The sequence below is a fragment of the Pantoea sp. C8B4 genome (assembly GCF_051336905.1).
In the GTDB taxonomy this organism is placed as follows: domain Bacteria; phylum Pseudomonadota; class Gammaproteobacteria; order Enterobacterales; family Enterobacteriaceae; genus Pantoea; species Pantoea rwandensis_B.
The window spans coordinates 162,654-182,957 of record NZ_JBGMNK010000005.1; the positions used below are offsets into that span (position 1 = coordinate 162,654).

General features: G+C 55.4%; 19 protein-coding genes. 10 read left to right on the top strand and 9 right to left on the bottom strand.

The window, feature by feature from the left end:
* Positions 1-22: 22 nt before the first annotated feature.
* From prfA to kdsA, 5 genes are read left to right on the top strand one after another with little or no spacing between them, the layout of a single operon-like run.
* Positions 23-1,105 (top strand): peptide chain release factor 1, encoded by a 1,083-nt coding sequence (gene prfA / locus ACCW76_RS08690; protein ID WP_038646438.1) that lies wholly within the window; start codon positions 23-25, stop codon positions 1,103-1,105.
* Complete coding sequence (gene prmC, locus ACCW76_RS08695; RefSeq protein ID WP_200537908.1) at positions 1,105-1,935, top strand: peptide chain release factor N(5)-glutamine methyltransferase; 831 nt, start codon at positions 1,105-1,107, stop codon at positions 1,933-1,935. The genes prfA and prmC overlap by 1 nt, the downstream gene beginning before the upstream one ends.
* A 14-nt stretch (positions 1,936-1,949) precedes the next feature.
* Complete coding sequence (locus tag ACCW76_RS08700) at positions 1,950-2,348, top strand: SirB2 family protein (RefSeq protein WP_034824269.1); 399 nt, start codon at positions 1,950-1,952, stop codon at positions 2,346-2,348.
* The gene (gene sirB1 / locus ACCW76_RS08705; protein WP_034824266.1) at positions 2,345-3,154 is read left to right on the top strand and encodes an invasion regulator SirB1; all 810 of its coding nucleotides are present in this window, start codon (positions 2,345-2,347) and stop codon (positions 3,152-3,154) included. Before ACCW76_RS08700 ends, sirB1 begins: the two co-directional genes overlap by 4 nt.
* 27 nt (positions 3,155-3,181) lie before the next feature.
* Positions 3,182-4,036, top strand: coding sequence for a 3-deoxy-8-phosphooctulonate synthase (gene kdsA, locus ACCW76_RS08710; RefSeq protein WP_034824264.1), 855 nt, complete (start codon positions 3,182-3,184; stop codon positions 4,034-4,036).
* A 70-nt stretch (positions 4,037-4,106) separates the two neighbouring features.
* Here the strand turns inward: kdsA and chaA are convergent, their stop codons facing one another.
* Positions 4,107-5,198 carry a sodium-potassium/proton antiporter ChaA gene (gene chaA / locus ACCW76_RS08715; RefSeq protein WP_038646443.1) on the bottom strand — a complete coding sequence of 364 codons (1,092 nt, stop codon included), beginning with the start codon at positions 5,196-5,198 and terminating at the stop codon, positions 4,107-4,109.
* A 535-nt stretch (positions 5,199-5,733) separates the two neighbouring features.
* On the opposite strand from chaA, the gene ACCW76_RS08720 reads away from it, so the two are divergent.
* Entirely contained in the window at positions 5,734-6,402 is a 669-nt protein-coding gene (locus ACCW76_RS08720) for a gamma-glutamylcyclotransferase (RefSeq protein WP_436338341.1), read from the top strand.
* Here the strand turns inward: ACCW76_RS08720 and ACCW76_RS08725 are convergent, their stop codons facing one another.
* The 8 genes from ACCW76_RS08725 to ACCW76_RS08760 all read right to left on the bottom strand — a co-directional run bounded on the left by ACCW76_RS08725 (position 6,403) and on the right by ACCW76_RS08760 (position 15,391).
* On the bottom strand, positions 6,403-7,821 hold the full coding sequence (locus ACCW76_RS08725) for a serine/threonine protein kinase (RefSeq protein WP_436338342.1): 1,419 nt from the start codon (positions 7,819-7,821) through the stop codon (positions 6,403-6,405).
* 65 nt (positions 7,822-7,886) lie between these two features.
* Positions 7,887-8,837, bottom strand: a complete 951-nt coding sequence (locus ACCW76_RS08730; RefSeq protein WP_038646453.1) for a hypothetical protein — start codon at positions 8,835-8,837, stop codon at positions 7,887-7,889.
* Between the two features lie 14 nt (positions 8,838-8,851).
* The gene (locus tag ACCW76_RS08735; RefSeq protein WP_045832936.1) at positions 8,852-9,628 is read right to left on the bottom strand and encodes a PP2C family protein-serine/threonine phosphatase; all 777 of its coding nucleotides are present in this window, start codon (positions 9,626-9,628) and stop codon (positions 8,852-8,854) included.
* On the bottom strand, positions 9,625-10,740 hold the full coding sequence (gene tagH / locus ACCW76_RS08740) for a type VI secretion system-associated FHA domain protein TagH (protein WP_436338343.1): 1,116 nt from the start codon (positions 10,738-10,740) through the stop codon (positions 9,625-9,627). The genes ACCW76_RS08735 and tagH overlap by 4 nt, the downstream gene beginning before the upstream one ends.
* A 33-nt stretch (positions 10,741-10,773) precedes the next feature.
* Positions 10,774-11,472: a type VI secretion system-associated protein TagF gene (tagF, locus tag ACCW76_RS08745; RefSeq protein ID WP_034828605.1), complete on the bottom strand. Its 699-nt coding sequence runs from the start codon at positions 11,470-11,472 to the stop codon at positions 10,774-10,776.
* Between the two features lie 13 nt (positions 11,473-11,485).
* A complete protein-coding gene (tssM, locus tag ACCW76_RS08750; protein ID WP_436338344.1) occupies positions 11,486-13,600 on the bottom strand; it encodes a type VI secretion system membrane subunit TssM in 2,115 nt (704 codons plus the stop codon).
* Positions 13,600-14,814, bottom strand: coding sequence for a type IVB secretion system protein IcmH/DotU (gene icmH / locus ACCW76_RS08755; RefSeq protein WP_436338345.1), 1,215 nt, complete (start codon positions 14,812-14,814; stop codon positions 13,600-13,602). Before icmH ends, tssM begins: the two co-directional genes overlap by 1 nt.
* A gap of 85 nt (positions 14,815-14,899) precedes the next feature.
* On the bottom strand, positions 14,900-15,391 hold the full coding sequence (locus ACCW76_RS08760) for an SH3 domain-containing protein (protein ID WP_197080211.1): 492 nt from the start codon (positions 15,389-15,391) through the stop codon (positions 14,900-14,902).
* A gap of 480 nt (positions 15,392-15,871) precedes the next feature.
* Between ACCW76_RS08760 and ACCW76_RS08765 the strand changes: the two genes are divergently transcribed.
* From ACCW76_RS08765 to ACCW76_RS08780, 4 genes are all read left to right on the top strand, one after another.
* On the top strand, positions 15,872-17,092 hold the full coding sequence (locus ACCW76_RS08765; protein ID WP_436338346.1) for a nitrate- and nitrite sensing domain-containing protein: 1,221 nt from the start codon (positions 15,872-15,874) through the stop codon (positions 17,090-17,092).
* A 263-nt stretch (positions 17,093-17,355) separates the two neighbouring features.
* The gene (locus ACCW76_RS08770; RefSeq protein WP_436338347.1) at positions 17,356-18,612 is read left to right on the top strand and encodes a CmpA/NrtA family ABC transporter substrate-binding protein; all 1,257 of its coding nucleotides are present in this window, start codon (positions 17,356-17,358) and stop codon (positions 18,610-18,612) included.
* Between the two features lie 11 nt (positions 18,613-18,623).
* Positions 18,624-19,499: a nitrate ABC transporter permease gene (gene ntrB / locus ACCW76_RS08775; RefSeq protein WP_038646472.1), complete on the top strand. Its 876-nt coding sequence runs from the start codon at positions 18,624-18,626 to the stop codon at positions 19,497-19,499.
* 10 nt (positions 19,500-19,509) lie between these two features.
* Positions 19,510-20,298, top strand: coding sequence for an ABC transporter ATP-binding protein (locus ACCW76_RS08780; RefSeq protein WP_436338390.1), 789 nt, complete (start codon positions 19,510-19,512; stop codon positions 20,296-20,298).
* Positions 20,299-20,304 lie beyond the last annotated feature (6 nt).

The window sequence follows — 20,304 nt, forward strand, 5'->3', positions numbered from 1 at the left end:
TCACTGGGATACCCTCTATTACATGAAGAGCTCTATTGTTGCCAAGCTGGAAGCCCTCCAGGAACGCCACGAAGAAGTTGAAGCGTTGCTGGGCGATGCCGGCGTCATTGGCGATCAGGAACGTTTTCGCGCGTTATCACGCGAATATGCACAGTTGACCGATGTGACCCGTTGCTTCCGCGACTGGCAGCAGGTGCAGGAAGATATCGAAACGGCTGAAATGATGCTCGACGATCCTGAAATGCGCGAAATGGCTAACGAAGAGTTAAAAATCTCGCGTGAGAAGCGTGAAGGTCTGGAGCAGCAGCTTCAGGTGCTGCTGCTGCCGAAAGATCCTGACGATGAACGTTCCTGCTTTGTTGAAGTGCGCGCTGGAACCGGTGGGGACGAAGCGGCAATTTTCGCGGGCGATCTGTTCCGTATGTACAGCCGTTATGCCGAAGCACGCCGCTGGCAGGTTGAGATCATCAGCGCCAACGAAGGTGAGCACGGCGGCTATAAAGAGGTGATCGCGCGTATTCATGGTGAAGGCGCTTATGGTCGCCTGAAGTTTGAATCCGGCGGTCATCGCGTTCAGCGTGTACCGGAAACCGAATCACAGGGCCGTATTCATACCTCTGCCTGTACCGTGGCGGTGATGCCGGAATTGCCTGAAGCAGAAATGCCAGAAATCAACGCGGGCGATCTGAAAATCGATACCTTCCGCTCTTCAGGGGCTGGTGGTCAGCACGTTAACACCACCGACTCGGCGATTCGTATTACCCACTTACCTACCGGTATTGTGGTGGAGTGCCAGGACGAACGTTCGCAGCACAAAAACAAAGCCAAAGCGTTGGCGGTGTTAGGTGCGCGTATTCATGCCGCCGAAACCGCCAAGCGTAATGCGGCAGAAGCCTCAACCCGCCGTAACCTGTTAGGCAGCGGCGATCGTTCCGACCGCAACCGTACTTACAACTTCCCGCAGGGACGAGTGACCGATCACCGCATTAACCTGACGCTATACCGCCTGGATGAAACCATGGAAGGCAAGCTGGATACGCTGATTGAGCCGATTGTGCAGGAGTATCAGGCCGATCAGCTGGCCGCGCTGGCTGGACAGGATTGATGATGATTCGCCACTGGCTCAAGCACGCAGTGGTCGCGCTCTGTGGCGGAGACAGCCCGAAACGGGATGCGGAGATTTTGCTGGGGTTCGTAACGGGAAAATCACGCAGTTGGCTGGTGGCGTTTGACGATCACGAACTGGACGCCTCTCAGCTTGCCCAGCTCGATGCGCTTCTGGCGCGTCGGGTAAACGGTGAACCGATTGCGCATCTGGTGGGCGAACGTGAGTTTTGGTCGCTGCCGCTGCGCGTTAATGATGCCACCTTGATTCCACGACCGGACACTGAAGTGCTGGTGGAGCAGGCGCTACTCCGCATACCTGCAACCGCATCCTCCTTACTCGATCTTGGCACCGGCACGGGTGCTATCGCGTTAGCGCTGGCGAGTGAACGTCCTGACTGCCAGGTGCTGGGCTGCGATCGAATCCCACCTGCTGTAACGTTAGCGGAAGAGAACGCGCAGCGGCTGCATATCAGCAATGCACGTTTCCTGCTTAGCCACTGGTTTAATGACATTCCCGCTCAGCGTTTCGATGTCATCGTCAGTAATCCTCCTTATATCGACGCTGCCGATGAACATCTGCAGCAGGGAGATGTGCGCTTTGAACCGCTCAGCGCACTGGTCGCCGACGAGGCCGGGCTGGCCGATTTACGTTTGATTATTCACCTTGCGCCGCAGTGGTTGCAGCCTGGCGGCTGGCTGTTGCTGGAGCACGGCTGGCAGCAGGATAAAGCGGTGCGCGAAATCATGACGCAGCACGGCTACCAGCAGGTCAGCAGCATTAACGATTATGGCGGCAATCCGCGCGTCACACTTGGGCAATTTTTTTGATTTGAGGAAGCACCATGGCAAGCTGGTATCCGCTGGTTAAACATTTTCACCTGCTGACGGTAGCGTTGACGATCAGCTTGTTTCTGCTGCGCTTTTACTGGTTAACCACCGGCTCAGCGATGCTTCAGCGCCGCTGGGTACGCATTGCGCCGCATATTAATGACACCTTTTTACTGCTCAGTGGCGTGTGGCTGGTGGTGATCACACACTTTTATCCGTTCTCACCACAAGGAAGCTGGCTGACGGAGAAGCTGTTAGGGGTTATTATCTACATCGCCTTAGGTTCCGTGGCATTGAGCCGTCGCCCACGCAAGATGGGGACACGTTGGATCGCTTGTCTGATTGCAATCGTAGCACTGCTGTTTGTGATTAAGCTGGCGATGACCAAAATGCCGTTATTGGGGATAGTATGACCTCGCCAGAGCTAGTTGATTACAGTGAAACACCGTTGAGTGAAGCGGTGATTGGCGCAACCTGCGCCATACGCAATGATTTTTCTGCACCATCCGTTCAGCAACAGCTGGCGGCATTAGTTGAAGAAGCACGGGAATACGTCAGCAGCGAACAGGATGCCGACTTGCAACTGGGCAAGTTGCTTGAATTGTTTTATCGCCAGTGGGGCTTTGGTGGCGCCAGCGGCGTCTACAATTTGTCCGATGCGCTGTGGATCGATAAAGTGCTGAAGAGCCGACAGGGCACCGCCGTATCGCTGGGGGTGATTCTGTTACACATCGCCGACGAGCTGGAGCTGCCGCTGATCCCGGTGATTTTCCCCACTCAGCTGATTCTGCGTGCAGACTGGCTGGACGGTGAAATGTGGTTGATCAACCCTTTCAACGGCGAAACGCTGGATACACATACGCTGGAAGTGTGGCTGAAGGGCAATATCAGCCCGACCGCGAAGCTCTACAATGATGATCTGGATGAAGCCAAAACCATCAACGTGATGCGTAAAATGCTGGACACGTTGAAAGCGGCGCTGATGGAAGAGAAGCAGATGGAACTGGCGCTCAACGTCAGCCAGGTACTGCTGCAGATTGATCCCGATGACCCGTATGAAATCCGCGATCGGGGGTTAATTTACGCTCAGCTTGAGTGTGAACATATCGCACTGACCGATTTGACCTACTTCGTTGAACAGTGTCCAGAAGACCCGGTCAGCGAAATGATTAAAGTGCAGATTCACGCAATTGAACAGAAACAGGTGACGCTGCACTAAGCGTCACCTCGACAATAAGGAAAGGGCATGACTCAGAAAGTAGTAAATATCGGCGATATCAAGGTCGCAAACGATCTGCCATTTGTTCTCTTTGGTGGCATGAACGTGCTGGAATCGCGCGACCTCGCCATGCGTATTTGCGAACACTATGTAAAAGTGACCGACAAACTCGGTATCCCTTACGTGTTCAAAGCCTCTTTTGACAAAGCTAACCGCTCTTCCATCAAATCCTACCGTGGTCCGGGTCTGGAAGAGGGCATGAAGATTTTCCAGGAGCTGAAACAGGCGTTCGGCGTGAAAATCATCACTGATGTGCATGAAGCTTCACAGGCGCAGCCGGTGGCGGATGTCGTTGATGTGATTCAGCTGCCTGCGTTCCTGGCGCGTCAGACCGATCTGGTGGAAGCGATGGCGAAAACCGGTGCAGTCATCAACGTTAAGAAACCGCAGTTCGTTAGCCCAGGCCAGATGGGTAACATTGTCGATAAATTCGCGGAAGGCGGTAACGACAAAGTGATCCTGTGCGACCGTGGCAGCAACTTCGGTTACGACAACCTGGTTGTTGATATGCTGGGCTTCAACGTGATGAAGAAGGTCACCAACAACAGCCCGGTGATCTTCGACGTGACCCATGCTCTGCAGACGCGCGATCCGTTCGGCGCGGCTTCAGGTGGACGTCGCGCGCAGGTGGCTGAACTGGCTCGCGCGGGTATGGCGGTGGGTATCGCCGGTCTGTTTATTGAAGCGCACCCAGAGCCGAACAGCGCGAAATGCGACGGTCCATCCGCGCTGCCGCTGGATAAGCTGGAGCCATTCCTGGTGCAGATGAAAGCGATTGATGATCTGGTGAAGAGCTTCCCGGAACTGGATACCAGCAACTAATTGCGCTATCCAGATGCAAGTAAGGCGCCGATGGGCGCCTTTTTTTTGCTTTAAATCTGAGCGTCACACGCTACAACATAATTGTCAGTAAATAGCCGGCGAACAGTGCCAGATGCGCGGCGCCGTTCAGCACATTGGTACGCCCGGTTGAGAACGAAATATGGCACAAAATCAGCGCGGCACTCATGATCACCATATGTGGTGGCTCAAGACCAAATATCAGCTGCTGACCGGTCAGGGTAGCGATGATGCTCACCGCCGGCACCGTCAGGGAGATGGTGGCTAATACCGAACCAAAGAACAGGTTCATCGCGCGCTGTACCTGGTTCATTAACACCGCTTTGATTGCCCCTAACCCCTCCGGCGACAGAATCAGCAACGCCACCAGGAAACCGGTGAACTGCTCAGGTGCATTGAGTTCTGTCAGCAGATGCTCCAGCGTGTTGGCGTTCATCTTGGTCACGCTGATCACGGCGATCAGATGAATGATCAACCATACCGTGTGCCACAGTGAGCTATGCGCGGAAGGTTTACCGTGATGCGGGTCGCCATCGTCACCGTCATCCTCATGCTCATAAACAAACAGGCTCTGATGCGTTTTGGTCTGAATCAGCAGGAACACGCCGTACATCGCAGCGGAGATCGCGGCAATGATCAGCGCCTGAGCCGTGGTGAAGTTACCGCCTGGCAGCGCATTCGGAAACACCAGCACCAGAATCGCCAGCGGGAAGATGGCAATCATGTACTGCTTTACGCCCGCCAGATTGACATATTGGGTGGCGAATTTGCGTCCGCCGAGCAGCAGCGCAAAGCCCACCAGACCGCCGGTCACAATCATGATGATGGAGTAGAGCGTGTCGCGCATTAGCGCAGGTGCGGCATCGCCGGTGGCCATCAAGGCGGAGATCAAACTGACCTCCAGAATCACCACGGACAAGCTCAAAATCAGCGAGCCATAGGGTTCACCCAGGCGGTGTGCCAGCACGTCAGCATGGCGCACCACGCTGAAAGCACTGCAAAGGATGGCGACCAGCGCCAACAGGTTGATGCCGATAACCGGCAATAATGCCGTCTGACCGCCAAAGAAGCTCAGCACCGTCAGCGCGACAATCGGGAATATCAGTGAGTACTCGGTATGTCGGGTTTTCTCATGTGTAGCCATTCACCATCCTCTCCGGCAAAAAGAACAAAACAGGCGATCAGTGCCTGATAAATATAATGACTTTTCTGACGCAGCGCAGTGTAACTTTTCAACAGTTGTGTTTCAGGCTTTTTACGCGACTTTACTTAGTCATGTTTTTTATTCTAATCCAACAAAAGAAGCTATTATCTGATAATAACATCGACTTTTCATCTTGTTGGGAATCGATAAAAGTAATTTAAAGATAAAATAATGCCTGTTTTAATCTGATTTCAATGCGGTTTATCGAAGCTTTATGGATTAAAAAAACCTTGTGTAACTAAAGTATATGTTTGGCATTTCATTGCTTTCTTCCTCATCACTCTGTTCAAGTTATCTGCCAGGCAGCCGATGCTATTTACAAAGAATTTCCCCTTTGTGATCGGGGTCAATCTTGAAACTTTTGTTAAAAATGCATTAATGTCTTCTCTTAAGTCGACGCAACGCGTGTTGCCTGTAAGACATCATCTTTGAGGAGCCGAACCGACAGGATGTCAGCGCAGTAGAGGAGGTCGCATTGTTAACCCGGGAATTTCTTTTAAAAGCGGATTGTAAAACATCGTTTGGCGATATCGACGAAGCGCTGCTGTGGAGCTGTGAAAAGCGTGCCGCGTCACTCGCTGCCACACTGGCTTGTCGCCCAGACCAAAGCCCGGTATGGATTTTTGGCTATGGCTCCCTGATGTGGAACCCGGTTTTTGAGGCGGAAGAAGTGGCTTCCGGACGACTCGAAGGCTGGCATCGTGCTTTCTGTCTGCGTCTGACCGCCGGCAGGGGCACGGTCTCGACGCCCGGTCGTATGCTGGCGCTAAAAGAAGGCGGTTCAACCAGTGGTCTGGCTTTCCGTTTACCCGAAGCGCGGCTGCATGACGAGCTGGAGCTGCTGTGGAAGCGCGAGATGATCACCGGCTGTTATCTGCCAACCTGGTGCGACCTGGAACTGGACGATGCACGCAAAGTGACGGCGTTGGTATTTATCATGGACCCGCGTCACCCGCTGTATGAAGCAGACTCCTGTCGCAGCACCATCGCACCGTTGATTGCCCAGGCCAGCGGACCATTGGGCACCAATGCTCAGTATCTCTACTCCCTCGAACAGGAGTTGGGTAAACGCGGCATGCAGGAAGACGCGTTGACGCGTCTGGCCGCTGAGGTGAGGGCGCTGCAGCAATCTGCAGCGCGTTAACTACGGTTTACCCGGATTAATCAGCCAGGTTCCGGGTTTGTCGATGGTCAGTGATTGGCTCATTACCTGGCTGCCATTTTGCACTTCAATTCGATAACTTCCCGCCGCCAGATTGAGTGAAGCAAAGCCACTGCTGGTGGGTTTCACATCCTTCGCTTCTCCGTTGAGCAGCACTTTCTCGCCCTCCTGCAAGCGCAGATAGACGGTTACCATACCTGGCGCGCTGGCTGCTGCACTCTGACTCGCCACCGGCGCTGACGCAGAAGGGGTAGCGGCTATCGGAGCGGTTTCACTGTGGCGATGGGTTTTCCACACCACCACCACCACGGCCAGAATGGCAATGGCAGCGGCGGCGACCAGACCAGGCGAAAGGCGACGCACGTTGCGTGGCGTGACAGGTTCAATCGCCGCCGCGGCATGATTCACCGCCATCACCTGCGGTTCAGGCACCGGCACTACGGCGACGGGTTCAGGCGTTGGGGCTTCCACGGTGACCGGGAAGGTGGTGACCAGTGCTTCAACATCACTCACCGGCAGATCGATCAGGCTGGCAAACGCATCAATACTCTGCGGACGGTCACCGGGTTTCATTGCCAGCGCACAGTCGATGGCATGCAGTAGCGGCAGCGAATAGCCTGCTGGCTTGCGTTCAACCAAGGGTTGATAGTTATCCTCGATGCAGCGCACCACGCTGACAGGCGGCGCGTGGCCGGTAATCAGATTGTGCAGCACCGCGCCTAGCGCATAGATATCGGTCCAGGGGCCTTGCTCTACCTCACCTTCTTCGCTGTATTGCTCAATCGGGGCAAAGCCGGGCTTCAGCATGATTTCGGTTTCATCAGAGAGATTACCGATCTCCTTACGGGCTGAACCAAAATCGAGTAACACCGGCAGCTGATTTTCCTGGATTTGGATGTTATCCAGCGAAATATCACGGTGCAGATAACCGGCAGTATGGATGGTGTTAATTGCGCCAAACAGCGGCGGTAACAGCCGACGAATCCAGGACTCATCGATACTGTCCGGGCTGGTCACCTGCCACTCTTTTAATGTCATCCCGCTGTAGTAGAGTGTGCCCATGTAGGCGGTGCCGTTCTCTTCCCAGAAGCGCAACACGTGCAGCAGGCCGGGATGATTGAAGCGTGCCAGCAGACGGGCTTCCTGAATAAAGCTGTTTCGTCCGGCATTGAACAGTTTCTGGAAACGTTCGCCGCGCAACTCCAGTGACAGATCCGCGGCACGTACTGCCAGCGAGACGGGCATGTACTCTTTGATGGCGATGGTGCGTTCCAGCTGATGGTCCCAGGCACGGTAAACAATGCCAAAGCCGCCGCCGCCAATCACTTCCTTGATTTCAAATTCATTAAACCGGTAACCCGCAGGCAGGGCATTCGGTGTGTGGTTTTCGTTTGCCGACATAGTGAACTCTCTGAACACGTCCTGTAGCGCCTGCCAGTCTGTTGACGTCAGGCGACGACTGCTAATTAATTAATGTTACGCCAGGCACCAATCGCCGGATCGGCAAGATCCGCATGCAGGGTGTCAATCAGTAACACAGTCACTTTTTGCTGTGGCATAAACTGCGACGACCAGGCGCCGCGTAAAGTTTCAACCCGACTCTTCACCGCATCACTGTCCTGTCCTGCTGTCTTATCCATTTTAATCAGCAGGTTGCCAGTGAATCGCCATACATGTTGCTGGCTGTCGAACGGCAGCACCAGCCAGCTGTCTTCGGCATCCGGACGCGCCACAATCATGCGCTGTTTGTTCACTGCCACCACTTCCAGTGCCGGGCCGCTGAGTTTCAGATTGGCAATGGGATAGCCCTGATAGAAATTCACCGCCAGCGAGCGCGTTTTGTCTCCGCTCATCAGTGTTAACTCACTGGGGCCTTCCAGCCAGCCTTCCGTGGAGCAGTGCTGTTGTGGGTTATCCGGAATAAATAGTGAGTCGCCGTTTTCGTCCCAGGAGGTGCGGAAATGGCAACCTGCGGGTAAAGCGAAGTGTTGCAAAGGGCTGTTATCTGCCGGTCGCGAGAGATCCAGCGGGGCGGCATTGCTGGCACTGGCGCTGGCGGTGGCATCGTTGATCACGATTGGCCGCCAGTTCTGCAGTTTTGCTGCGCTGCCGTTGGCCAGTACGCTGCCGTCTTTGTTCGTCATCTGCCATGGGATTTCGTCCAGCGTGCCGCATTGATTCGCCAGCAGTGTGCCAACGCGTGGCAGGAAGCTGGTCAGAATGCTGGAATCGGTGCTTTTGCCGGAAACAATACGCAACGGCAAGGTCTCTTTGCACCAGTCGTTGGGTGAATTGCTGGCCACATTATCGATATAGACTTCAAGCGACAGACTCGGCGAATAGACCACGCGATAATCATCAGCTTGTGCATTTAGAGCCAGCAACAGGGTCGCTAAGCCCGGCAACCACACTTTCATAAGGGTCCTTGGGATCAATAACGTGTCGGCAGAAAACGTGCCGCATCAGCCTGAGAATAAAGCAGCGTCGCTTCCTGCGGTTCGCCAATCCAGATGGCCAGAGCGCTGAGATTGTCGCTTTTTACACTGCGGTTAACGGCTTGTTCCATCAAAGTCAGCCACTCTTCGCAGGCATTGACCATGCGCAGGGCTTGTTCCATCTCGTGAGTGGTCAGATTGAGCCAGAACCCGTCCGTGCAGACGAGAAACGCATCACCATCCGTTAAGGGAATCACTTCACTAAAGGTGGCGGGACGTGCAGGCTCAACGCCGAGCGCATTATAGAGTAAATTACTGTTAATTCCGGTATTTTCATAGCCTGCTTCGCGCAGCTGCTGGGCCAGACTATGGTCACGTGTCACCTGACTCAACACCCCATGACGGAAGTGATAAACCCGGCTGTCACCTGCATGCGCCCACCATGCGCGCTGTGTCTCGCGGTCAATAAACAGCGCGGCCAGCGTGGTGCTCATGCGTGCATATTTCGGATTTTTTCCCTGCGCCTCAAGCAACACCTGCTGACAGTGCTCAATCGCTGCGCGTGTGCTTTCGGGCGTGAACGTCGGGCTGTTGTGTAACTGTGTCAGCAGCGTATCGCGCACGATTTGCGCCGCTTTATCACCGCCAGGCAAACCGGCCACGCCATCGCAAACCAGAAAGCAGGCTTTGTGCTCATCCAGCTCGGCCCCGGTGCGATCCTGATTTTCATCGCGCATTCCCTGCTGGCAACGGCTGGCAAACATCATTTTCATGCGTCTTCGGTCCGAGTCTGGGAATCTTTATATTGATTCACTTCCATGTCATACGCGTGCAGGAAGGCTTCACCAAACAGGGTATGGAAGTCATCTTCAATTTCACCGGCAGTGCGTTGGTAGTGGCGTGAAAAGTAATCCCACAAGGCCGCTTTACGCCCGCCGTTAAACGGTAGCTTAGGCAACACGCCATCTTTACGTGCTTCCTCTTCCAGCCGTTGCGGACTGAAGGATTGCAGCATCGCCGCGATGATCGCGCGAATGCCAGCGATCATACCCAGTTGATGCGCCTGCAAATCCACCAGTGCATCACGCACCGCCGCTTCTGGCGGCATAAAACCGGGCATTTGACTCTGATAAATCTGCATCAATACCGTTTTGCCTGAAGGCAAAATTTTAAACGGATTGTTGGCTTCATTGAGGATCATCGTCATATCGGCTTTCACGCCGCGTTTGAGGATCGAACGGGAAGAGAGCAGGGCAACAGTGCCTTGCGAGAACAGGCTCAGCATGCGGCCCGTTACGCGCATCTGCTCTTCGGTGATCGTCGTGAGATGGCCATTATTCAACCCCATGCCTTCCAGCAGCGCGGCCATCAGCTTGTCCTGATCCGCATGCGGCAACGTGGCGGGAGCCGAAGGAGCATCACTTTGCGGATCAATACCCAGGCGTGGGTCATTACGGCGCTCCGGACGCGCCGCAGTGGGTTCCGGCACCACGTCGAATGCCTGCTGCATACCGAGTGGATCGGCCGCACTGTCTGCGAAGAACGTGAGCGGGTCATCCTGCTGGGGGCTCTGGCAGGCAGGATCGCGCACTTCAAGGCCATAATCGCCGATTTGCAGTGCATCACCATGCTGTAATTGCACTTGTGAACCGCGCTGTAGCGCCACGCCGTTCAATACCACCGAGGTCACACTGCCCTGATTGGTCAGGCGGCACTCACCTTCCGGGGAGATATGCACCAACGCCTGCAAGCGTGAAATGGCGCGCGATTCGTCAGGCAGTACCAGATCGTTATCCTGACTGCGGCCAATGGTTCCCCCAGGCGGTTTAAAAGCAACCGTCTTTGCTGGCACATCCGTATTGCACTGCACAATGGTAAATTGCATGAGTCATCCTGTTAACAAGGCAAACGCTGCGGCTCATTCAAACATGGGTGGATAGAGGCCGTTGCGTCCCGGCTGTGCACCTGCCGCCGGGTTAAACAGTAACGCAAAAAGTTGCGCGGTGAGCGGCCCACTGTGTTTATGTGTGGCGTGGGCAAAACCGTCACTGCGATTACTCCACCAGTAGCTAATGTGCTGCTGGGGATCAAATTTATCCGCCACTTCACGCCAGCTCAGCGTACAGGGCAGATCATCAAAACCAATCACATCCATAATATCGCTGCGCTGATTATCCGGGACCATCAGCGGCGTCACGCGTTGCATCTGCTGCTCCAGCGCATCGGGGTTCAGCCGGTCACGCACGCCGCGCAGTAGCAGCGTGCCCAGCTCCTGAAACCAGTCGCCTGACATGGCCAGCTGAGCGCTGTGCCAGTGGCTGAGCGGAAAACTTCGCAAAGCCAGCAGCGGCCAGCTGCGCCCTACGCGATCGCACGAGGGCAGCAGGCAGCCCATCTGTACCTGCTGACGCAGCGGCGACAGCGGCAGAACAAAATTCCAGACAGGTGCGCGCAGAAACAGCTGAGTGGAGGCATCGGGTTGCTGATGCCAGTGCATGAGCCCCTGTTGAAACCAATGGCTCCAGGGCGTCACGGTATTCTCACTCAGGCGCTGGCGCAGGAAATCGCCGGTGGCCGGCAATTTGCCGTACCAACCCGGCGCGGTGTGCGTCGCCATGGTTACCTCACCATTACTCACTGTGTCCGGTCAATCGCTGCGAAGCCCGCTGTGGTGCAATCGCCAGCGAACTGCCATTCGCACCAGCAATTTTCAGATTTTCTGCAAGCTTGCGCATCATTAGTGCGTTATCCCGCGCATAAGGTGACGACTGAATCTGCTGATCCAGAAGCTGGCTAAGATGCCAGTCAAGCTGCTGCAAATCCCGGGCGCTGACATCATCTGGCAGATTGCGTTGAAGATTCTGCATCAGCCAGGCACGCAGGAATTCGCCGTCATAATTGCGCGGCTGATACAACATCTGATAGGCACGCAGCGCATTGCGGCTGTATTCATTGTCGTTACCGGGATCATCACGCAGCAAATTGGTGATTTGCTGGGCCACGCGCGGTAACAGCAGAGACTTAAGCGCATTTTGATAAAGCACCCATGCCGCATCGCTTACCTGGTTGCCACGATACAGACCCACACGCATGCTAAGCGGTGGATTGTCGAGGGAAAAGCGCTCCGACAAAGGCAACTTCACCAGGTTATTTAAGAAGGGTAGCAGATCAAAGATATTATCGGCTGGCTGATGAATCACCTGCTGACTCTGACGAGTCATCGGCTCAATACGCGCGGCGACCTGGTTAAGATATTGCTGGTTCTGGAAATAGCTGGCCAGCCATAAACCGGAGAGCAAGAGCAGTGCACCGGTCAGCGCACCGTAGCCAATCCAGTGAAACAGGCGGTTGCGATATTCCCAGTGGCGGTTGCTGCCCGCCAGGCCACTTTCTCGGAACACCAGATCGCTTAGCAGGTCACGGATAAAGAAGCTCTGGCCTTTGTTGCCAGGGATGGGATTATTACGAGTCACGCTATCCCAGGTTGCGAAGCTACTCTCACCGGTGTGCGGCAACTGCAGCTTACGGTTGAGTTCGCCCATGATGCGGTCAAACGGTAAGCCTTCCTGCGTGCCGCTGGTAAAGAATAAGCCGCGCGCTGACCAGGCAATCTCATCCTCATGGCGCGAGAACACCACATCAAGGTACTCATTCAGCAGCGGGCGCAGGGAGCTGAACTCCTGGGGAAACAGGAAACAGTCTGCACGCAGGGTGAGATCGCGTTCGTTTGCCATCACCATCGGCAGTTGCTGCTTCAGGCGCTGTTCTAAACGCTGATATTGCAGGCTAAAGCTGTTATGCCAGTCATCTTTGTGCGGTTTGCCGGGTTCCCATGGGAAAGTGAATCCCCATATGGCGTCGCGCTGTGGTTTGCTCAAGCCTTCGTTGAAGCTTAAAAAACCTTTCAGCAGATCGGTCTTGGTCACCATCACATACACCGGGAAATGAATACCGGTTTGCTGATACAACTCCTGCATGCGGCTACGTAACGCGCTGGCCTGCGCATGACGCGCTTCCGCGGAATCGGTGAGCAGATCAGCCACGCTGATAGTCATGATCACGCCGTTGATTGGCTGGCGTGTGCGATAGCGTTTCAGCAGGTTAATGAAACTCTGCCACTCGGCGCCGTCGCGCGCACGCTGGCTCTCCTGCAGGGCATATCGCCCTGCGGTATCGATCATCACTGCGCTGTCGGTAAACCACCAGTCGCAATGACGCGTGCCGCCGACGCCGCGAATCGCCGCTTTGCCAAGGCTATCGGTCAGCGGAAACTCCAGTCCGGCATTGAGCAGGGCGGTAGTTTTGCCCGCGCCGGGCGCCCCAATCATGACATACCAGGGCAGCTGGTAGAGATAGTGGCTCTGAAAGCGTGCCAGCCAGTTTTTTTGATGACGGCGACCAAACTGTGTGCGTTTCAGGCGCAGCGCTGCTTCGCTGAAGCGCTGAGCCAGCAGCGTATCAGTGGCCTGACGATCGGACAGCTCTTCGTGACTCATCTCCTGCAGGCGGTTGAGGAGTTTACTGTTAAACCAGCCACGCCAGATCGCCGGGATAAACTGGAACAGCACCCAGCAAAAGAACAGCAAACCGACCAGCAGTTGACGAGGAAACACCGGCTCAAGCGGACGGGTGTCTCCCCAACTCCACAGCGGGCCTAGCATCCACAGCACACAGCTTAAGGCGGTGACACCAATCAGGCTCCACAGCAGGCGGTGGGTTAACAGATGTTGCAGCGATGCGCGCATCACTCACCTCCTGGATGATTGCCGAGAGTTTCCGGTGCGGCAAACAGGGTGATCTCCACACGCCGGTTGCGGGCGCGGTTTTCATTGCTGTCATTGGGCAGCAACGGATTACTGTCGCCGCGGCCTTCCGCTTTCACACTGTGCCCTTCAGCCAGTTGCGGATTCAGCAATTGGGTCACCGCGCGTGCGCGCGCAAAGGAAAATTCATAGCTTGAGGCAAAACGCCCATCCACCGGGCTGTTATCGGTATACACCGACACCAGTACCGTGCCTTTAACGGTTTTCATGGCGCTGGCAACGTGCGCCAGCAACGCGCGACCGACCTGATTGACTACGGTACCGTCCGGGGAGAAGAGTTTATCGGCAGGTATGATCACTTTACTGCCAAATGCGCCATCGCTGACTTCCAGTTGACCGGCGGCGATCACATCATTCAAACGCTGATGCAAATCCAGCAAAGCCTGCGGTGAGGTAGGTCGACGGCCAGGCATAATTTGTGGCAGCGGGGTTTGATAGATGGCGCGCAGCAGCGGCTCGGCCGCATTGCCCAGCCGCCAGTTCAGGCCGCTGTAAATCAGGCAGGCAATCAGGGCCGCTAGCATCGCGCAGGCCCATAGCGGTACCATCGGACGGGTTAAGCGACTAACCAGAGGATGCACCTCCACCAGTGGCGCGGCCGGGTTAGCGGTCGACGGGCGTGTTTCCTGGATCAGTTGAGCGAGACGTTTACGAATCCCTTCACACTGTGAACGGCCAGCATCGCTGCCGCGATAACGGCCTTCATAACCCAGCAGCAGACAGTAATGAATCAGCTCCAGCAACCACAGGTGTTGCTGCGGGCTTTGCGAGACGCGGGAAAGCAGCTGAAATACTTTTTCGCCGCCCCAGCTTTCATTATGGAAAGTGACCAGCATGCCGTTCCCTGACCACACACCACGCGTACCCCATGGGGTTTGCGCGGCGGCTTCATCCAGTACGCTGCATAAGCAGTAGCGTGCACCAATAATCATCTCAAACGGCAAACCGGCTTGCTTGCAGCGATGTTCGAATTGGCGGATCTCTTCAATCAGTAACTGACGTAAACCGGCGGGATCGTCATGCGTAGCAGCCTGCCGTATACGGACAACGGCATTCAATATCGGTGCTGCGGCATTAAGCAAAAGGTTATCGTTGCCCGCGACAATGCCATCGCGGACAACAGAATCCTGGGTCATTAAATATCTTTTTTCCTGGCAATGGCGCTAGGGAGCGTCCACAGAGTGCGACCTTGCTGTGGACAATCTGCGCCATATTGCATTATCAGTCTAGGATCCAGGTCGCGGTATCGTTGGTGCGGCAAGCCTTGCTGGCACCGCCAACGGCCACGCAGACCTGTTTAGTACGGCGGGGACGTGGACGGTCGCTACGCACGGTGGCGTCATAACGGCTACTTTCAACCCCGGCTTTCGGCGGGATGTAACCAATCAGCTGTCCATTGGGTTCATCGGCAACGGCTAACCAACTGTGGTCGACACGTCCTAGTACTTCAAACGGTTTCGCGTTATCGAGATAACGAACAACCTTGCCGCCATAATCAGGCGTGGTCATCACCGACGCCGCATAGAGTGCGCGGAAACTCTCATTAACCGGCGTGAATTCGCCTGGCGCTGCCACCGCATGACGGTGGACCAGCTTGACGCCATTGACCTCACTGGTGACCAGGGTGTCATCAGTCATCGGCGGTGGTGGCGCTTTACAACCCGCCAACGTCAATACTGCCAGCAGAGTGAGCAACAGACTCTTATTCACCATGAACCTCAAATTTCATCAGATTAGCTGCAGATTAATATGTGGCACACGCATCTAAGGCGGGCAGAGTATGCAGCGGGAAAGCCATCAAAAAACAGTCAGATTACAGAAAGATAGTGCTGTACTCAGTCTACCTAAGACTTTTGAGAATTCAATCCATTGCATAGCGAGAAAACCCGTGCTAACGGGCGAAAATAGCGCGTATCAGGGTGATAAAAAACCTGTGCCTTTAGTGATAGATAAGCTGAGTTTACTTATTTAGTCGTGTAAGCGTGTGACGCAGGCGATAAAGCCGAAGAGCCGCAGAAAGATGTCTCATCATTGGTAAGTAATCTTAATCTTTCCTTAAGGTTAAAAAAAGATTGCGCAGGTAAACAATTTTCTTACTTTCGGAATTTCCGCGCGTATTTCCGCCAGTGCTAAAGCCAGTCCGGCACGGCTTTTGCTTAAAATCGTTATGTCTATTTTGCGCGAGAAAACGTGATGAGCCGGGCCCTAGAGTATTTGCATGCCAGCCGCGCCAGCGAAATTGCCAGCTTGCGACGGCTAATGCGCACAGGCGAACAGATTCTCGCCATCAGTGAGTTAATTCACGTGCTGCAACGTGAACGCGGTGCCAGCAACATCTGGATCTGTTCAGCCGGCCGGCTGTTTGGTGATGAGCTGGACGCGCGCGCGCGTGAGGTAGAGCAGCGGCAGAAAATTGCCTTAAAAGTCCTGCCGGAAGCGGTGGCACAGCCGGGTTACAGCCGTTTCTGTATGCTGATTGCGGCAGCACTGCAGTCGTTAGAGAGCCTGCCATCACTACGTCAGCATATTCGGGAGGGGCAATACAGCCATGCAGAGGCGATGGAGGGCTTTAATCACATTATTCGTACCTTACTGAATCTGGTCTTCGAGGCCACGGATACCGCCAGTGAGCCCGCAATTTCCCGTGCGCTGATTGCGCTCTTTAGCTTTATGCAGGGAAAGGAGCTGGCGGGGCAGGAGCGCGCCACGGGGTCTGCCGGTTTTGCTGCCGGGCAGTTTACTCCCGAACAGCGTCAGCGGATTCAAATGTTGATCGCCGCTCAGGAGCAAAGCTTCGCAACCTTTAGTCAGTTCGCGGATGCGCAAAATCAGCAGCAATGGCTGTTGATGGCGGATGCGGACAGCCAGATTGAGCGTCTGCGTCGCATTGCCTGCACCGGCGCGCAGTGCGGTGAAAATGGTGTGTTGCAATGGTTCACGCTGCTGAGCCAACGTCTCGATCAAATGAAACAGATCGAGGATGGGTTATGCAGCACATTAATGGCGTGTTGCCAGCGTGCCATTGCCAACAGCGAACAAGCTGAACCGCAACACCTGGCGACCAATCAGGACGCGAGCTTCTCCTTGTATGTCGCAGGCGCCAGCTGGCTGGGTGAGCAGGAAGCAACGCTGGACAGTAACGGCCTTGCCCCCCAACTCGGCCGCTCGGTGTTGTCACTGATCCGTGAGCAGGCGCAACGTTTACAGGCGCAGGCGGATGAACTTGCCACCATGCGTGCTTCTCTGGATGAACGCAAAATCATCGATCAGGCCAAAGCATGGCTTATGCAGCAGCACGGTTTTAGCGAGCAAGATGCCTGGCAAGCGCTGCGTAAAAGCGCCATGAATCAGAACAAACGCATGCTGGATATTGCGCAGGCGATCCTCGCTGTGGCGGCGACGCTGAAGCCATAACCCAAAGGAGGTGGCTGCACAAACCTTGTGCGTATTGTGCGTCAGGGTAGTGCAAAGCGTGGTCAGATTCCTGCGTCATACCCGCGGTAATATTGATTTTTCAGTGAAAAATTTTCTGGCACAGGCTTTGCAATATTTCATAGACATTGCGCATTTGTTTCGCCAACGGCGGTGAAGCGAGTGCTTTGGATAAAGGCGTCCGGCCCCATGTTTTAACGACATGCGGGAGGACGCCTTTTTTTATTTCTTTTTTCAGGAAGCGCATGATGAGTAAAACGCGGTTTGCAGTCTCACGTCGTCAGTTCCTGCTGGGTAGCGCGGTGGTGGGGAGCAGTTATTTACTGCCAGGTTTACGTAATGCGGTGTGGGCCGCCGGTTCAGATGCGCCCGAAAAGAGCAGCGTTCGCGTCGGCTTTATTCCACTCACTGACTGTGCTCCGGTGGTGATGGCGTCGGTAAAAGGTTTCGACAAAAAATACGGGCTGACGCTACAACCGAGTAAAGAAGCCAGCTGGGCGGCGGTGCGTGACAAACTCACGGCCGGTGAACTGGATGCCGCGCACGCGCTTTACGGCATGATCTACGGCTTACAGTTGGGTGTGGCAGGGCCACAACACGACATGGCCAACCTGATGACGCTGAATAACAACGGTCAGGCCATCACGCTCGCTAATCAATTGAAAGAGCAGAAGGTCACAGATGCTGCCAGCTTGCAAAAGCTGATCGCCAGCCAGGCCAAAGGCACTTACACCTTTGCGCACACTTTCCCCACCAGCACCCACGCGATGTGGCTCTATTACTGGCTGGCAAATGCCGGCATCGATCCGTTTGAAGATGTGCGCACCGTTGTGGTGCCACCGCCGCAGATGGTGATGAACATGAAGATGGGCAACATGAGCGGATTCTGCGTGGGCGAGCCATGGAATCAGCGTGCCATCAGCGACAACATCGGTTTTACCGCCGCCACCACCCAGCAAATCTGGCCCGATCATCCGGAAAAAATCCTCGCCACCCGTGCGCAATGGGTCAAAGAAAACCCCAATACCGCGCGTGCGATGACGGCAGCGGTACTGGAAGCGGCGCGCTGGATCGATGCTTCTGATGAAAACCGTAAAGAGACCGCTGCTGTGTTAGCCGGGCGGGCATGGATCAACACCAAAGTAGAAACCTTAGAAGGGCGCATGCTCGGCCAGTACGAAAACGGACTGGGCCAGCAATGGCAGGATGCTCATGCCATGCGTTTCTTCCACGATGGCGAAGTGAGCTACCCGTGGCTGTCCGACGGCATGTGGTTCCTGACGCAAATGAAGCGCTGGGGCATGGTGAAAACCGCACCGGACTACGCTGCTGTTGCCCGTCAAATCAACCGTATCGATATCTATAAGCAGGCTGCCACGGCAGTTGGCGGTATTTCTATTCCCGCCAGCGAAATGCGCAGCAGCACGCTTATCGACGGCAAAGTGTGGGATGGCAGCAACCCTGCCGCCTATGCCGACAGTTTCACCATCAAACGTAGTTAAGTGAGGTCAGCATGAAATCTGAAGCCCGAACGCTGAACGCCGCGACGCCCGTCGTCGCTCAACCGGCGCAGGTGATTGCGCTTAACGTGCCACAGAAACCGCGCGCACGTCAGCGCTGGCTGCGGCCGCTGCTACAGCGACTGATCCCGGCGAGTTGCGGCGTCATTCTGCTGCTGTTTGTCTGGCAACTGGCATCAATGTCGAGCAAAGGCTTCCCAACGCCTTTTGCCACCTGGCAGGCGGCCGTGACGTTGTTCGCCGATCCCTTCTATAACAACGGCCCTAACGATCAGGGTATTGGCTGGAACGTGGTGGCCTCACTACAACGCGTGGCGGTGGGCTTTGGTTTGGCAGCGCTGGTGGGCATCCCAGCCGGTTTCCTGATTGGCCGCTTCACCTTTGTGGCGCGCATGTTTAATCCAATCATCGCGCTGCTGCGTCCGGTCAGCCCGCTTGCGTGGTTGCCGATTGGTCTGCTGCTGTTCCAGCGTGCGGAACCCGCTTCCAGCTGGACCATTTTCATCTGCTCGATCTGGCCGATGGTGATCAACACCGCCGAGGGCGTGCAGCGTATTCCGCAGGATTACCTCAACGTCGCCCGCGTGCTGCAACTCAACGAATGGACGGTGATGCGGCGCATCCTGTTCCCGGCGGTATTGCCCGCCGTGCTCACCGGCATGCGCCTGTCGATGGGCATCGCCTGGCTGGTGATCGTCGCCGCCGAGATGCTGACCGGTGGGCTCGGCATTGGTTTCTGGATCTGGAACGAGTGGAACAACCTCAATGTGGAAAACATCCTGATCGCCATTGTGGTGATTGGCGTGATCGGGCTGTTGCTGGAGCAGGCACTGATGCTGCTGGCACGTCGTTTTAGCTGGGATAAATAGGGAGCCGATGATGAATCCGATTATTCGCGTACAACAGGTGAGTCAGCGTTTTAACACCGCCAGCGGTGAATTTCTGGCTCTCGATAACGTGAGCTTTGATATCCACGCGGGCGAAACATTGAGCCTGATTGGTCACTCCGGCTGCGGTAAATCCACCTTGCTCAACCTGATTGCTGGCTTAACCCAACCCAGCAGCGGTGTGCTGCTGTGTGAAAACCGTGAAATCAGCGGCCCCGGCCCCGAGCGTGCGGTGGTGTTCCAGAACCATTCACTGCTGCCATGGCTGACCGCTTATCAAAACGTCGAGCTGGCGGTGCAGCAGGTGTTTAAAGGGCAAATGAGCAAGGGCGAGATGAATGAGTGGATCGAACACAACCTCAATCGTGTGCAGATGGGCCATGCCATGCACAAGCGCCCCTCGGAAATCTCCGGCGGCATGAAACAGCGCGTGGGTATTGCACGTGCGCTGGCGATGAAACCGCGCGTGCTGCTTTTAGATGAACCCTTTGGGGCTCTCGACGCCTTAACGCGCGCCCACCTGCAAGACAGCGTGATGCGCATCCAGCAGGAGCTGAAAACCACCATTGTGCTGATCACCCATGACGTGGATGAAGCGGTGTTGCTGTCGGATCGCGTGCTGATGATGACCAACGGCCCGGCGGCGCAGGTTGGCGAGATCCTCACGATTGATCTGCCGCGCCCACGTTCCCGTGTGGCGCTGGCGGATGAGCCGCGCTACCACCAGCTACGCCAGCAGGTTCTGCATTTCCTTTACGAAAAACAGACGGCAGTGGCGTAAGGAGCG

What these genes read in the sequence shown, in the direction of transcription:
- ACCW76_RS08725 (WP_436338342.1), bottom strand. Translation starts at nt 7,821, where the DNA reads ATGTCGGCAAACGAAAACCACACACCGAATGCCCTGCCTGCGGGTTAC.
- sirB1 (WP_034824266.1), top strand. Translation starts at nt 2,345, where the DNA reads ATGACCTCGCCAGAGCTAGTTGATTACAGTGAAACACCGTTGAGTGAA.
- tagF (WP_034828605.1), bottom strand. Translation starts at nt 11,472, where the DNA reads ATGGCGACGCACACCGCGCCGGGTTGGTACGGCAAATTGCCGGCCACC.
- prfA (WP_038646438.1), top strand. Translation starts at nt 23, where the DNA reads ATGAAGAGCTCTATTGTTGCCAAGCTGGAAGCCCTCCAGGAACGCCAC.
- ACCW76_RS08760 (WP_197080211.1), bottom strand. Translation starts at nt 15,391, where the DNA reads ATGGTGAATAAGAGTCTGTTGCTCACTCTGCTGGCAGTATTGACGTTG.
- kdsA (WP_034824264.1), top strand. Translation starts at nt 3,182, where the DNA reads ATGACTCAGAAAGTAGTAAATATCGGCGATATCAAGGTCGCAAACGAT.
- icmH (WP_436338345.1), bottom strand. Translation starts at nt 14,814, where the DNA reads ATGACCCAGGATTCTGTTGTCCGCGATGGCATTGTCGCGGGCAACGAT.
- ACCW76_RS08735 (WP_045832936.1), bottom strand. Translation starts at nt 9,628, where the DNA reads ATGAAAATGATGTTTGCCAGCCGTTGCCAGCAGGGAATGCGCGATGAA.
- ACCW76_RS08780 (WP_436338390.1), top strand. Translation starts at nt 19,510, where the DNA reads ATGAATCCGATTATTCGCGTACAACAGGTGAGTCAGCGTTTTAACACC.
- chaA (WP_038646443.1), bottom strand. Translation starts at nt 5,198, where the DNA reads ATGGCTACACATGAGAAAACCCGACATACCGAGTACTCACTGATATTC.
- tagH (WP_436338343.1), bottom strand. Translation starts at nt 10,740, where the DNA reads ATGCAATTTACCATTGTGCAGTGCAATACGGATGTGCCAGCAAAGACG.
- tssM (WP_436338344.1), bottom strand. Translation starts at nt 13,600, where the DNA reads ATGCGCGCATCGCTGCAACATCTGTTAACCCACCGCCTGCTGTGGAGC.
- ACCW76_RS08765 (WP_436338346.1), top strand. Translation starts at nt 15,872, where the DNA reads ATGAGCCGGGCCCTAGAGTATTTGCATGCCAGCCGCGCCAGCGAAATT.
- ntrB (WP_038646472.1), top strand. Translation starts at nt 18,624, where the DNA reads ATGAAATCTGAAGCCCGAACGCTGAACGCCGCGACGCCCGTCGTCGCT.
- ACCW76_RS08730 (WP_038646453.1), bottom strand. Translation starts at nt 8,837, where the DNA reads ATGAAAGTGTGGTTGCCGGGCTTAGCGACCCTGTTGCTGGCTCTAAAT.
- ACCW76_RS08700 (WP_034824269.1), top strand. Translation starts at nt 1,950, where the DNA reads ATGGCAAGCTGGTATCCGCTGGTTAAACATTTTCACCTGCTGACGGTA.
- ACCW76_RS08770 (WP_436338347.1), top strand. Translation starts at nt 17,356, where the DNA reads ATGATGAGTAAAACGCGGTTTGCAGTCTCACGTCGTCAGTTCCTGCTG.
- prmC (WP_200537908.1), top strand. Translation starts at nt 1,105, where the DNA reads ATGATGATTCGCCACTGGCTCAAGCACGCAGTGGTCGCGCTCTGTGGC.